Annotated in this window: 11 protein-coding genes; 6 read left to right on the forward strand and 5 right to left on the reverse strand. The window is 34.9% G+C overall.

The genetic code is table 11. The annotated features are described in order from the left end of the window. Positions 1-70: 70 nt before the first annotated feature. A complete protein-coding gene (gene sppA / locus BW983_RS07370) occupies positions 71-1,834 on the reverse strand; it encodes a signal peptide peptidase SppA (protein WP_076551247.1) in 1,764 nt (587 codons plus the stop codon). A gap of 20 nt (positions 1,835-1,854) precedes the next feature. Here sppA and folK point away from each other — a divergent pair, with 20 nt between their 5' ends. From folK to fmt, 6 genes are all read left to right on the forward strand, one after another. After that, entirely contained in the window at positions 1,855-2,271 is a 417-nt protein-coding gene (folK, locus tag BW983_RS07375) for a 2-amino-4-hydroxy-6-hydroxymethyldihydropteridine diphosphokinase (RefSeq protein ID WP_076551249.1), read from the forward strand. Between the two features lie 12 nt (positions 2,272-2,283). Then, positions 2,284-3,399: a flagellar motor protein MotB gene (locus tag BW983_RS07380; protein WP_076551250.1), complete on the forward strand. Its 1,116-nt coding sequence runs from the start codon at positions 2,284-2,286 to the stop codon at positions 3,397-3,399. A gap of 45 nt (positions 3,400-3,444) precedes the next feature. Then, positions 3,445-4,968, forward strand: a complete 1,524-nt coding sequence (locus BW983_RS07385; RefSeq protein ID WP_076551252.1) for an OmpA family protein — start codon at positions 3,445-3,447, stop codon at positions 4,966-4,968. A 215-nt stretch (positions 4,969-5,183) separates the two neighbouring features. Next, positions 5,184-6,620 carry an OmpA family protein gene (locus BW983_RS07390; protein ID WP_076551253.1) on the forward strand — a complete coding sequence of 479 codons (1,437 nt, stop codon included), beginning with the start codon at positions 5,184-5,186 and terminating at the stop codon, positions 6,618-6,620. Positions 6,621-6,697: 77 nt separating this feature from the next. Next, entirely contained in the window at positions 6,698-8,605 is a 1,908-nt protein-coding gene (locus BW983_RS07395; RefSeq protein WP_076551255.1) for a RecQ family ATP-dependent DNA helicase, read from the forward strand. Between the two features lie 105 nt (positions 8,606-8,710). Next, complete coding sequence (fmt, locus tag BW983_RS07400) at positions 8,711-9,664, forward strand: methionyl-tRNA formyltransferase (RefSeq protein WP_076551256.1); 954 nt, start codon at positions 8,711-8,713, stop codon at positions 9,662-9,664. A 64-nt stretch (positions 9,665-9,728) separates the two neighbouring features. On the opposite strand, the gene BW983_RS07405 is transcribed toward fmt, so the two are convergent. The 4 genes from BW983_RS07405 to BW983_RS07420 form a co-directional block, all read right to left on the reverse strand. Further along, a complete protein-coding gene (locus tag BW983_RS07405) occupies positions 9,729-10,310 on the reverse strand; it encodes a Crp/Fnr family transcriptional regulator (protein WP_076551258.1) in 582 nt (193 codons plus the stop codon). Positions 10,311-10,371: 61 nt separating this feature from the next. After that, a complete protein-coding gene (locus tag BW983_RS07410; RefSeq protein WP_076551259.1) occupies positions 10,372-10,920 on the reverse strand; it encodes a hypothetical protein in 549 nt (182 codons plus the stop codon). A 244-nt stretch (positions 10,921-11,164) separates the two neighbouring features. Beyond that, positions 11,165-12,286, reverse strand: coding sequence for a 3,4-dihydroxy-2-butanone-4-phosphate synthase (gene ribB, locus BW983_RS07415; RefSeq protein WP_076551261.1), 1,122 nt, complete (start codon positions 12,284-12,286; stop codon positions 11,165-11,167). Positions 12,287-12,355: 69 nt separating this feature from the next. Then, positions 12,356-13,360, reverse strand: a complete 1,005-nt coding sequence (locus tag BW983_RS07420) for an LLM class flavin-dependent oxidoreductase (protein WP_076551761.1) — start codon at positions 13,358-13,360, stop codon at positions 12,356-12,358. Positions 13,361-13,536: the final 176 nt, after the last annotated feature.

The raw sequence follows: 13,536 nt of genomic DNA on the forward strand, positions 1-13,536 counted from the left end.
GTAACATTAATAAAAAATAAAATCCCGGATCTGAAATTCAGATCCGGGATTTTTGTACAATATAATTTAGTTAGTTGTTGATTCTAATCTGGTAAGGCATTTCCATTTTTACCTCAGACTGTAATTTCTTATCAGTGATCTGCTGTAAGATCTCATAGTTTGATTTACCAATCTTATTCTTGATAATTCTTGCAGAAACATCCTCTTCGTTCAGATCTTTAAATAACTGTTCAAAAGGCGACATTTTCTTAGGGAAAGATTCTACGTGGTAAGATTTCACTCCAGCTTTCTGTGCAGCGAATTTCACAGCATCATTTAATGTTCCAAGCTCGTCTACAAGACCGATTTGCTTAGCACGAACTCCGCTCCATACTCTACCTCCACCTACATTATCAATCTGTTCAAATGTTTTCTTTCTGTTTTGCGTAACAAAATGTACAAATCTTTTATAAGTACCTTCCACACTTCTTGTCATCATATTTACTCCATAAGGTGTCACACCGTTTAACCCTGAATAATACATAGAATTTGCATTGGTTGCTACAACATCCGCACGGATTCCGTTTTTGCTTGCAATATCTTTATAATAAGGCATCACACCGAATACTCCAATAGAACCTGTAAGTGTATTGGGTTCAGAATAAATTTTATCAGCCGCCATTGCTACATAATATCCTCCAGATGCAGCATAATCACCAAATGACACTACCAAAGGTTTTTTCTTTTTCAATTGTTGAAGTTCAAATAAAATTTCATCTGAAGCATTAGCACTTCCTCCAGGTGAATTAATTCTCAAAACAACCGCCTTTACTTTATCATCTTCCTGAAGCTTTTTAATATACTTCACATATTTTTCAGAATGAATATCATTATACTGATCCCCATTATTGATAGATCCTGAAGCATATAAAACAGCTACCTTCTCTCCTGTCGTATCTTCTCCTGCATAAGAGCTGATATAATTAGCTAAAGAAATTTTATTCAGCTTTTCTTTATTATCTTTTATGCTCAGCTTAGTCTTAAGCATATCTTCATACTCTGTTTTCTGAACCAGTTTATCTGCCAGTTTATATTTTAATCCCTGCTCAGGAATCATTCCGTATAAGCTGTCTACAATTGTTTTGAACTGAAGTGTATCAATTTTTCTTGATGCAGCCATTTTATTGGATGTATTTTTCCAAAGGTCATTCAAAAGAGTACTCAACTGCTCTTTATTTTCAGGAGAAATATCATTTCTTAAAAAAGGCTCTACTGCCGATTTGAATTTACCATGACGGATTACTTCAATACCAATACCATATTTATCTGCAAAATCTTTGAAGAAAGTCACCTCAGTAGCAAGTCCTTTTAACTCTATCCCACCTGCCGGGTGAAGATAATACTGATCAGCAACAGATCCTAAATAATAAGCAGATTGTGAAACTCCATTTCCGTAAGCATACACAAACTTTCCACTTTTCTTGAAATCTTCAATAGCATTTCTAAGATCATCAATTTGGGTCAGACCTGCATTAAGCTCATCTGCCTCAATACTGATTCCTTTAATATTATCATCAGTTTTAGCCTTATTGATCGCCTCCAACGCATCATATAAAAGAATATTTTTATTCTGCTGTCCGCTTATTCCAAATAATCCCATCTCCTCTTCCGTAGGACTATCAATTATGCTGGTCTTTAAATTAATGGTTAGAATCGAATTCTTTTTCACTGTAACAGACTTATCACTTCCCATAGAACTGAACACAAGCATCATAATGAAAAAGACGAAAAATACAGCAAAAAGTATAATTATTGCCACTATATTTGCCAAAACATTTTTAAAGAAACTTCTCATAAATCAATCAATTTTCTAATATGTCGCAGCAAAGGGTCGTTTTGTTACTAGGAAGTAACCTTGGAGAGCAAAAAAAAAATATTGAGCTTGCTTTACAGAAAATAAGGGATGCAGGAAACCACATTTCACAGATTAGCGAATTTTTAATGTCTGATCCTGTAGAGTTTGCCAGTTCTAATATTTTTTGTAATATTGCAACAATAATATTAACGCATCTTTCACCAATTCAACTGCTTGATTGTATTAAAGATATTGAAGTTGAAATGGGAAGAATTAATGATTCAAAAGTAACAGGTGGTTACACAGACAGAGTTATAGATATTGATATCATTAAGTACAATGAATTAATTTTTAAATCAGAAAGATTAGAAATCCCTCATAAAAAACATCTTTTTGAAAGGGATTTTTCGAGAATATTATTAAAGGATTTTATTTAAAACATAAAACATATGAAATTAGGTTTATTATTATTGGCTACAACTTTGCCAATTGCAGCTTTCGCTCAGAACAGCAGTACTACAGTAAACTCTTCTACTGAGTATCCTAATACATTCTCTTCAGGTTCCGCAAATGTACAGCCTTTTGACAATAAAGCCAGACGTTTCAGAGACTGGTCTATTTCAGTTGGAGGAGGTCCTGCATTTATGGTTCACTCAGATCTTAAATCTCTTCGTGGCGATAAGACTAACTGGGGATACAATGCTTACGTAAGTGTAGATAAACAAATTTCTCACGCTTTCGGTGTAAGCTTAATGTATACAAGAGGAGAAACTAAACAGACAGGTCAACTGCCAGGAGCTGCTGGTGTAACTGCCGGAGTAGCTACTGCAACAACGCAATTTGACCAGTTTTCTTTATTGGGAGATATTAACTTCTCTAACCTCTTCAGAAGAACAGATAATCATTCTCCTTACAGATGGGCTTTCCATGGATATATGGGAATTGGTGTTCAGGGTTACAGAACCTCATTGCATGACAATGATGAAAACAGATGGAGCAACAATCCGAAAAGAGTTCCTTTATTCATTAAACAAGATATTGATATTAACTCAATCTTCTATCAGGGAGGTATCGGTTTGAAATATAATGTTTCAAAACTTATTGATGTTGAAGCCAGAACAATGTACATCATCAGTGGTGATGACGAGTTCGATGGTGGTGGATGGGCTGATCCAAATGATTACGAGCCTTCTACACCAGGTTCAAAATACAATATGCTTAACGCAAGAAGATCTGATAATGCATGGACAGTAAGCTTAGGTGTTTCTTTCAAATTAGGAAAGCAACTTTCTCACCTTGCTTGGCATGATCCGCTTCAGGAAGCATACTACAGAACAAATGTTTTAGAAAATGCTACTACTGACCTGGTTGTTTGCGAAAAAGGAGATGCTGATAATGACGGAGTATGTGATGATTGGGACAGACAGCTGGATACTCCTGCAGGAGCAAGAGTAGACGGTGCCGGAGTTGCTTTAGATATGGACCTTGACGGAGTTATTGACCTTTATGACAAGTGTGTAACTGTTCCAGGACCTGTGGAAAACAACGGATGCCCTATCAAATAGTTAAAAATTGTTGTAAGAGAACAAAATCAAAATAAATAATACACGATGAAATTAAGTTTAGCAATTGTTGCATTTGCTCTAGCAATCCCTGCTGCCAGCTATGCACAAGACTCAACTGCAGCTACCAGCGGAGAATATCCTAACACGTTTTCTTCCGGATCTGCCAATGTTTCCCCATTTACCAACCAATCCAAAAGATTTAACGATTGGTCTATCTCAGTAGGTGCAGGTGTTCCACTAATGCAGTCATCTGATTTAACCTCTATCAAGAATGGTAATGGTAAAAACCTTTTTGGATATTCAGCATATGTAAGTATTGATAAAGCGATCACTCATGCATTTGGGATCAATTTACAATACGACAGAGGTGAAACCAGACAAGGATGGTTCAACACTAAAGATGCTGCACCTGATGCTGCAGCTGTAGGAGCAAGAACTCAATATGATGCAATCTCAATCTTAGGAGATGTTAACTTCTCTAACCTTTTGAGAAGAGTTGACAATCATTCTACGTACAGATGGGCTTTTCACGGTTATGCAGGTGTTGGTACAATTGCCTACAGAGCTTACCAGAAAGACATCAAGGGACAGAGATTAATGACTGAAATTAAACCTTTCCAATTAGGATCTATGTTTATGCAAGCCGGTGCAGGTTTGAAATTTAAAGTAAACAGAAGAATCGATATTGAAGGTAGATTAATGTATGTAGTAACAGGTGATGATGAATTCGATGGTGGTGGTGATGCATACAGCGCTATCAACAAACGTTCGGAGCAAGTTTCTGACAATTTCTTCAATGCAACTTTAGGTCTGTCTTTCAAATTAGGAAAACATGACTCTCATGTAATGTGGCATGACCCACTTCAGGAAATCTATTACAAACTTGATGTTTTGGCTAACAAAAACCAGGATATTGAAGTATGTAAAAAAGGAGACGCTGATAATGACGGAGTATGTGACGATTGGGACAGACAACTTGATACTCCTGCAGGTGCAAGAGTGGATGGTGCCGGAGTTGCTCTTGATACAGACTTAGATGGTGTTATTGATCTTTACGATAAATGTGTAACGGTTCCGGGACCTGTGGAAAACAATGGTTGTCCTGTAAAAAAAGATAACAATCAAACTGCAGTAGAAGTAGAAAAAACTCTAAAAGATATTTACTTCAACTTCAATAAAGCTACAATCAGACCGGAGTCTAACAGCAAACTTGATCTTGCAGCTTCCATTATCAAAGAAAACGGTGGTAATTATTTACTAACGGGACACACTGATATTAAAGGAAATGCAGCATACAATCTAAAGTTGTCTAAAGAAAGAGCTGCTGCTGTAGTAGGAGCATTAGAAACCAGAGGCATCAGTGAAAATGTACTGAAATCAAGAGGTGTAGGTTCTGCAGAAGCTACAATTCCTGCTTCAGCTTCAGATGCCGAAAGATTAGCAGACAGAAAAGTAACAGTGAGATTTATAGAAAGCTCTGAATGGAATTCTATTAAAAAGAAAGACTATGAAGATGCTCCTGTAAAAAAGCCAGTAAAAAAAGCAACAGCTAAGAAAAAGAGAAAGTAATTTCTTACTATAACAGATCTAAACCGAAAAGAATCCTTCTTTTCGGTTTATTTTTTTTCTACTACGATTTTTTTTAACTACCTTTATATCATTTTCGGGGCAATAGGTACTGAATGAGCAACATACAGACCATATTATTCTGAAAAAAATTAATACAAAATCACATTTCAACGTAAAAAATCATTTAAAATAACTTAACTTAAAAAAATAACACTATGAAATTAAGTTTAGCAATTGTTGCATTTGCATTGGCTATTCCTACCGCCAGCTATGCACAAGACTCAACGGCAGTTTCAAATGGGACCTACCCTAATACGTTCTCGTCCGGGTCTGCCAATGTTTCCCCATTCACCAGTCAATCCAAAAGATTTAATGACTGGTCTATTTCTGCTGGGGTTGGAGTTCCACTGATGCAATCATCAGATTTAACCTCTATCAAGAATGGTAACGGTAAAAACCTTTTTGGATATTCGGCTTATGTAAGTATTGATAAAGCAATCACTCATGCATTTGGGATCAATTTACAATACGACAGAGGTGAAACCAGACAAGGATGGTTCAATACTAAAGATGCTGCACCTGATGCTACGGCTGTAGGAGCAAGAACTCAGTATGATGCTATCTCACTTTTAGGAGATGTTAACTTCTCTAACCTTTTGAGAAGAGTTGACAATCATTCTACGTACAGATGGGCTCTTCACGGTTATGCAGGTGTTGGTACAATTGCCTACAGAGCTTACCAGAAAGACATCAAGGGACAGAGATTAATGACTGAAGTTAAACCTTTCCAGTTAGGATCTATGTTTATGCAGGCTGGTGCAGGTTTGAAATTTAAAGTAAACAGAAGAATCGATATTGAAGGTAGATTAATGTATGTTGTAACCGGGGATGATGAATTCGATGGTGGTGGTGATGCATACAGCGCTATCAACAAGCGTTCGGAGCAGGTTTCTGACAATTTCTTCAATGCAACTTTAGGTCTTTCCTTAAAACTAGGAAAACATGAATCTCATGTAATGTGGCATGATCCACTTCAGGAAATCTATTACAAACTTGATGTTTTGGCTAACAAAAATCAGGATATTGAAGTATGTAAAAAAGGAGACGCTGATAATGACGGAGTATGTGATGATTGGGACAGACAACTTGATACTCCTGCAGGTGCAAGAGTGGATGGTGCCGGAGTTGCTCTTGATACAGACTTAGATGGTGTTATTGATCTTTACGATAAATGTGTAACGGTTCCAGGACCTGTGGAAAACAATGGTTGTCCTACTACAACTACAGGACCTGTAGTGGAAACAGAAACTAAATTGGAAGGAATTGAATTTGATTTAAATTCAGACAGAATTTTACCATCAAACACTCCAATTCTAAACAACGCTGTAAATTACATCAATTCTTCAAACGGAGCTTATAACGTAATTGGTGCTACTGATACAAGAGGTACTGATGCTTATAACCAAAAGCTATCTCAAAGAAGAGCAAACAATGTTAAAAATTATCTAATTAAAAATGGTGTTCAATCTGGTAAATTAAACGCAGTAGGTAAAGGTGAAAAAGACCTTAAATACCCAGAGTGTGAGCCAGCAACTAAATGCCCTGAATGGAAAAACAGAGCAAACAGAAGAGTTTACTTTGAAGCTAAATAATAAGCTAATTAATTTATTATATAAAAGTCACGCATTGCGTGGCTTTTTTTGTCATAATACTTTCTTATTTTTACAGCATGATTTCTCCACAGGATTTTCAAAAGCTAAAATATGATACTCTTAAGTATTTCTGGGGTTATAGTGACTTCAGAGATTCTCAGGAAGAAATTATCAATGCTGTTATCAATGAAAAAGATACCTTAGTACTTTTACCTACAGGTGCCGGAAAATCTCTATGCTATCAGCTCCCCGCTTTACTGAAAGAAGGAACGTGCCTTGTCATTTCACCACTTCTTGCATTAATGAAAGATCAGGTAAATCAGCTTAAATTCCGTGGAATAGAAGCAGAATATTTGTCTTCAGAATTGGATGAATATGATGCTGAAACTATTTATAACCGTTGTAAGGAAGGTTTAACAAAGTTACTTTATGTGTCTCCTGAACGATTAACAAATATCCAGTTTCTTCAGAATATTGAGGAAATTGAATTATCATTTATCGCTGTAGATGAAGCACACTGTATTTCTGAATGGGGACAGGATTTCCGTCCGAGTTATCAGAATATTAAAAATTTCAGAAGCAATAATCCTGAAATCCCATGTCTTGCATTAACTGCTACAGCAACACCGAAAGTTCTTGAGGAGATCAAGAATAAGCTTGAACTGAGAAAACCTTCTGTCTTTCAGAAAAGTTTTAAAAGAGATAATATCAAGATCTTTACAGAAGAAGTTGCTGATAAATTTCAGCGTGTTCTTGATATTCTAAGGTACAATACAGACTCTGGAATTGTATACGTAAGAACCCGAAAAGAAGCCGAACTACTTGCTGAATTTCTGAAGAAAAACCAGCTGAAAAATGTAGATTATTTTCATGCGGGATTAACTACAAAAGAAAAAAACACAAGACAAAATACCTGGAACAATAGTGATAATCATGTCCTAATATCCACCAATGCATTTGGAATGGGAATAGACAAAGACAATGTAAGATTTGTTCTTCATTACTCTCCTGCTGCTTCTATAGAAAACTATTACCAGGAAATTGGTAGAGCAGGAAGAGATGGAAAAGAAAGTTTTGCGTTCATGCTTTGGAACCAGCAGGAATTACTGAACTTTGATCAGGTTTTAAAAAATCAAACACCAAATAAAGCTGAGTTTTTAAAGATCATCAGCTACCTCTACTCCATTTTTCAGGTAGCAGAATTTGAATTACCAGAAAGAGTCTTTCAGTTGAATTCTGTCGGAATACAAAACTTCACAAGGCTTTCAAAAGCAAAGATCAATAATGTCCTTAATTTCCTTCATAATCAGGAAATTATTTATTACAATGATAATAAAAGCCTGTCTTCACTTGAATTATTTATCAAGGCAGATGAAATAGATCAATTACCACAAAAAGATGCCTATTTCTTAGAACTCTTACTCCGTACAATGTCCGGAATCACTACTCACAAAGTAATGTTCAGCGAGCAACAGGTAAGTAATAAAATCGGAGTAAGTATTCCTTTGATAAAAGAACGATTAAAAGAGCTTCAACAGAAAAGTTATCTTGAATATATTGACGGAGCCCTATCAAGCATAAGATTTCTAAAGCCGCGTGATGAGAGAGCCCTAAATAATGCCTACTGGAAACTCTTTGAGCATATTCAGCGAAATAAGATCCAGAAATGGGAAGAAATGAAATTTTACGTACAAGATAAAGACTATTGTAAAATGAAACTCATCCTAGCTTATTTTGGTGAAAAAAATTCAAAAAACTGTGGACAATGTTCTGTTTGTGAAAAGAATAAACAGTCTATTTTCGGGAAGAATATTTCTCAGCAGATCATCAATTTGCTGGCAAAAAAATCATCAACCATTGAAGAACTTTCTGTACAATTAAGTTATCACTCTAAAGAAAGTATTCTGGAAAACCTTATTTTCCTTTTAGATTCTGGAAAAGTAAGAATGCTCAATTTCAGAACTTATGCACTAAATCATGAGTAATAAGCAGTAAACAATGGGGTAATAAGATGACAATTTCACCTCCTATTTCCTCGAATCACACCCCTCAAACCTCGTAGATCGACTACAAAAACTTATCTTTGTAGTATGAAATCATTGAAAGTCGTTTTTTTAGGTACTCCTGAGTTTGCAAAAACTTCTTTGGAGGCTATTCATCAATCTCATCACCAGGTAGTAGGTGTAGTAACTGTTGCTGATAAAGCAAGTGGACGTGGACAAAAAATCAATCAGTCACCGGTAAAAATATATGCTTCAGAAAATAATCTTCCAGTTTTTCAGCCAGAAAAATTGAGAAATCCTGAGTTTTTAGAAGAGCTTAGAAAATTAGAGGCAGATGTTTTTGTTGTAGTAGCTTTCAGAATGATGCCTAAAGTACTTTTTGAAATGCCAAAAATGGGTACATTCAACCTTCATGCTTCTTTACTTCCTGATTACCGAGGAGCTGCTCCTATCAACTATGCTGTAATCAATGGTGAGGAAACAACCGGAGCTACAACATTCTTTATTAATGAAAAAATTGATGAAGGAAATATTCTTCTTCAGGAAGAACTGGTCATCTTACAGGATGAAAATGCAGGAAGCCTTCACGACAGATTAATGGGAATGGGTTCAGAATTAGTTGTAAAAACATTGGATGGATTAGCTGAAAATGCCATCGAAGAAAAACCCCAACCACAGGTTGAAAATCCTAAAAATGCATATAAAATTTTCAAAGAAGATACCAAAATCAATTGGGATGCTCCTTCAAAAACAGTTCATCAGTTTATCCTTGGAATGTCGCCTTATCCGGCTGCTTTCACAACTTTAAAAATCGAAGATGAAGAGAAAGGATTGAAAATATTCAATGGTAGATTTGAACTTTCCGATCACGGAAAATATTCTTCAACGCTTGAAATTTCAAAACATGAATTCAAAATCTATACGGAAGACGGAATTTATTATCCTTTGGAACTTCAGTTAGAAGGCAAAAAGAGAATGATGGTGAAAGATTTCCTGAATGGTTTCCGAAACTTCGAAGACATTTCTTTAAAAGACGATTAATACATCAACATATGCAATCCCAAAAGCTTTCAATACTTTTGGGATTTTTTATGCTTAAATTTTCTTAGCTTTTATTAACAATTTTCCTTCGTATTCTACTAATAAACTCAGGAGTCACACCTAAATAAGCAGCTATCTGAATATTACTTAGACGATGAGCTATCTGTGGGTAATCCTGTAAAAATTCTGTATAACGCTCCTCTGAAAGTTTGCTTAAATTATCAATAATTCTACGTTGTAATGCTATAATCCACATTTGAAACTTCACTCTCATCAATCTTTCAATTTCCGGCATTTCATCATAGATTTTTTCCTTATCTTCTCTTGCAATCAAAAGAATTTCACTGTCTTCCAGCGCTTGAATATTAAGTTTTGAAGGTATCTTATTAATGAAACTGTCAATATCAGAAATCCACCAATTTTCGATACCGAAATAAACTATTTGCTCACCGGCATTTCGATCAGTATGGAAAATTTTAAAACATCCACTCACTACAAACCCTTCAAATTCACAGATATTTCCCTCCTTTAAAAGAAATTCTTTTTTCTTTAATTTCCGATACTGAAAAGCATTGCAATATTTCTCAAGCTTTTCATCTGAAATATCAATATATTCTCTAATGTGTTTTTTTAAAGACTCTGTCATGATTTAAAAATAAAAAAAGGTTTAGAAAAATCCAAACCTTGTATTGTTCTTTAATTTTATTCTATCTATTCTGTTTTCTTTTTATAGCTAGGGCTATCAACTCATTTCCCATGATATTTAAAAATAGAAAACAACCTCCGTAATAGATACAAACTAGTAAAAAATACAAAAGAAATCCATTTAAATTTTTAATATAATCAGCAAAATAAGAAAATAATATAAGTCCAAAAAACATCATTCCAATCATAAAAATAAGATAGCTTTTAATAAAAATTTCTTGGCTTTTACTAACGGCAACATACAGTTTACCTTCTTCATCTTCTTTTAAAAAATTGGTGATTCTATATAATTGTTTATCTGTTACATTACCACCTAATCTATTTTTAAATTCCTGAATCTTCATCGCAAAGTTTACTGTCACATTCTTTCCTGTTACAAGCATTAGCTGACCTTCGACGACTAGATTCTTAAATGGCTCAGGAAGATCATGTTCTTTAATCATCGTAAACAGCTTATTATTATAATCAGTTTCTTTCTCTTTTTTATTGGTAGACATTAAAAATAATTTGTCTAAAAAGTTCATTACCCATTGAAAAACTTCTTTTTTCATATTAATTTATTGTTAAATATTATTACTACCTAATTTAAAATAAAAAACAGAATCTCATCAAAAACAACTATAAATCAATTAATTAAAATAAAATACACAATATTTTAAATATAAAATAGCCGATATTTATAGAAATATTAATTAAACAAAAAAAATGACTTGAAATATTTCAAGTCATTTTTATCATAATGAACAATAATAATGCTTTATTGCTAAGCAATTTCACTATTAACCTTTCATTTTATTATAGTTGTACCAACTCAGTAACTTCTACATCATAGCCTCCAACCTGAGGTTTGATACTAGGGTTTTGAGTGATTACTTTAAACTTATTGATTCCTAAATTCTTTAATATCTGCGTTCCAATACCATAATCTCTGTAGTTGTACGCTAAAGTAGGATGTTGCTCCTGCCCGTCCTGATAATTCAGGAACTGCTGAAGTTTTCTTAATGTATTTTCAGAATTTGAAACGTTATTGATGAAAATGATAGCTCCTTTTCCAGCTTCGTTCACCATTCCTGTTACTTTTTCTAATAAAGGTTTTTCACCGTTATTTAATCTTGTCAATACATCGAAGTATGAATCTGAAGACTGTACTCTTACTAAAACAGGTTCATCTACCGTCCATGCTCCTTTTGTCAATGCAAAGTGGATCTGATCGTTAGAAGTCTCTCTGAAAGCATAAAAATCAAACTCACCGTAATGCGTTTTCACTTTTTTCTCTTCAAGTCTTTCTACAAGGTTTCCTTTTTTAAGCTGATAGTGGATCAGGTCTTCAATAGAAACGATCTTCATATCATGTTTTTGAGCAAAAGCATGAAGCTCAGGTAAACGAGACATTGTTCCATCTTCGTTCATAATTTCACAAATAACACCGCCTTCTTTTAATCCTGCTAAATGAGTAAGATCAATTGCTGCTTCCGTATGTCCTGCTCTTTTCAATACTCCTCCTTTTCTTGCACGAAGCGGGAAAATGTGTCCAGGTCTCATGAAGTCTGTAGGCTTGGATTTTTCGTCCATTAAAGCTAAAATTGTTTTTGCTCTGTCTCCGGCAGAAATACCTGTAGAAGTTCCGTTTCCTAAAAGGTCAACCGATACTGTAAAAGCAGTTTCTTTAGGATCGCTGCTTCTGCTTACCATCACCTCAAGTCCTAGCTCATCACATCTTTTTTCTGGAAGCGGCATACAGATAAGTCCTCTTCCGTGAAGCGCCATAAAGTTGATAATTTCTGGTGTTGTAAGTTCTGCTGCGCAAAGAAAATCTCCTTCATTCTCTCTGTCTTCATCATCTACTACTATGATTATTTTCCCATTTCTAAGGTCTTCAATTGCCTCTGGAATAGTATTTAATTTAATATCAGACATTTTTACTTTTTATTTGTGTGCAAAGATACTCATAAAAATAAGCATCTGCCAATTTATATGAATGGTTTATTACGCTTTGGATAAGGAGTTCACTGCTTCTCTGATGATCTCGTAAGATCTTAATCTTTTCTGATGATCGTAAATATGAGAATTGATCATCAGCTCATCCACATTGAATCTGTTTTGGAAATCTTTAAGTTTCTCCTGAATCTCCTCCTGATCACCAATAAAAGTATGTCTTAATTTCTGTAAAACCATTGACTTCTCCATAGGTGACCAGATCTCATCCATATCATCTACAGGTGGTGCAAAAGGCTTTCTGTCGTTTCTTATAATATTGATGAATGCCTGAAATAATGTTGTGGAAATTTTATGAGCTTCTTCTGAGGTATCCGCTGCAACTCCATTGACACAGGCAATAATATAAGGTTTGTCCAGATATTTTGAAGGTTCAAAATGTTCTCTGTAAATTTTAAAAGCCATCTCCATCTGTTCAGGGGCAAAATGTCCTGCAAAAGCATATGGTAAGCCGAGTTCAGCCGCAAGCCATGCACTGTCTGTACTTGATCCTAAGATATAAATCGGGACATCTAATCCTTCTCCGGGAATAGCACGAACCATAGCATCGGAGTTTTCTTTAGAAAAATACCTTTGAAGTTCAAGAATCTGTCTTGGAAACTGTTCATTGATCATAGCCGGATTTCTTCCTAATGCCTGAGCCGTCAGCCCATCAGTTCCAGGTGCTCTACCTACCCCAAGATCAATTCTTCCTGGGAAAAGAGATTCCAACGTACCGAATTGTTCTGCAATAATTAAGGAGCTATGATTCGGAAGCATAATTCCTCCCGATCCTACTCTGATTTTTTTTGTTCCGTTAGCAATAAACCCTATCAAAACAGAGGTTGCAGAACTGGCAATGCTTTCCATATTATGATGCTCAGCCAGCCAGAATCTTTTATAGTCTAAATTTTCAGTGTGATTGGCTAAAGATAAGCTATCCTGAAAAGTATCATGAATGCTTTTTCCCTGCTTTACCGGGGCAAGGTCTAAAACAGAAATTTCAAAATTTTTCATATTGAGTAAATTTTCTAAAGGTGATATTGAATCTCCTTTTTTTAAATTGGATTTAAAACCATACAAATGTAAGACATCTGAACTTCATTAGTTACTTTTTGTAATTAATAGGATCTATGGATGACTTCAGGGAAAAACTATTGGAATTGAATTTTTATTAATTTGATTTTGACTAT

The organism is Chryseobacterium ureilyticum, assembly GCF_900156735.1.
GTDB classification, from domain to species: domain Bacteria; phylum Bacteroidota; class Bacteroidia; order Flavobacteriales; family Weeksellaceae; genus Chryseobacterium; species Chryseobacterium ureilyticum.

What these genes read in the sequence shown, in the direction of transcription:
- sppA (WP_076551247.1), bottom strand. Translation starts at nt 1,834, where the DNA reads ATGAGAAGTTTCTTTAAAAATGTTTTGGCAAATATAGTGGCAATAATT.
- folK (WP_076551249.1), top strand. Translation starts at nt 1,855, where the DNA reads ATGTCGCAGCAAAGGGTCGTTTTGTTACTAGGAAGTAACCTTGGAGAG.
- BW983_RS07380 (WP_076551250.1), top strand. Translation starts at nt 2,284, where the DNA reads ATGAAATTAGGTTTATTATTATTGGCTACAACTTTGCCAATTGCAGCT.
- BW983_RS07385 (WP_076551252.1), top strand. Translation starts at nt 3,445, where the DNA reads ATGAAATTAAGTTTAGCAATTGTTGCATTTGCTCTAGCAATCCCTGCT.
- BW983_RS07390 (WP_076551253.1), top strand. Translation starts at nt 5,184, where the DNA reads ATGAAATTAAGTTTAGCAATTGTTGCATTTGCATTGGCTATTCCTACC.
- BW983_RS07395 (WP_076551255.1), top strand. Translation starts at nt 6,698, where the DNA reads ATGATTTCTCCACAGGATTTTCAAAAGCTAAAATATGATACTCTTAAG.
- fmt (WP_076551256.1), top strand. Translation starts at nt 8,711, where the DNA reads ATGAAATCATTGAAAGTCGTTTTTTTAGGTACTCCTGAGTTTGCAAAA.
- BW983_RS07405 (WP_076551258.1), bottom strand. Translation starts at nt 10,310, where the DNA reads ATGACAGAGTCTTTAAAAAAACACATTAGAGAATATATTGATATTTCA.
- BW983_RS07410 (WP_076551259.1), bottom strand. Translation starts at nt 10,920, where the DNA reads ATGAAAAAAGAAGTTTTTCAATGGGTAATGAACTTTTTAGACAAATTA.
- ribB (WP_076551261.1), bottom strand. Translation starts at nt 12,286, where the DNA reads ATGTCTGATATTAAATTAAATACTATTCCAGAGGCAATTGAAGACCTT.
- BW983_RS07420 (WP_076551761.1), bottom strand. Translation starts at nt 13,360, where the DNA reads ATGAAAAATTTTGAAATTTCTGTTTTAGACCTTGCCCCGGTAAAGCAG.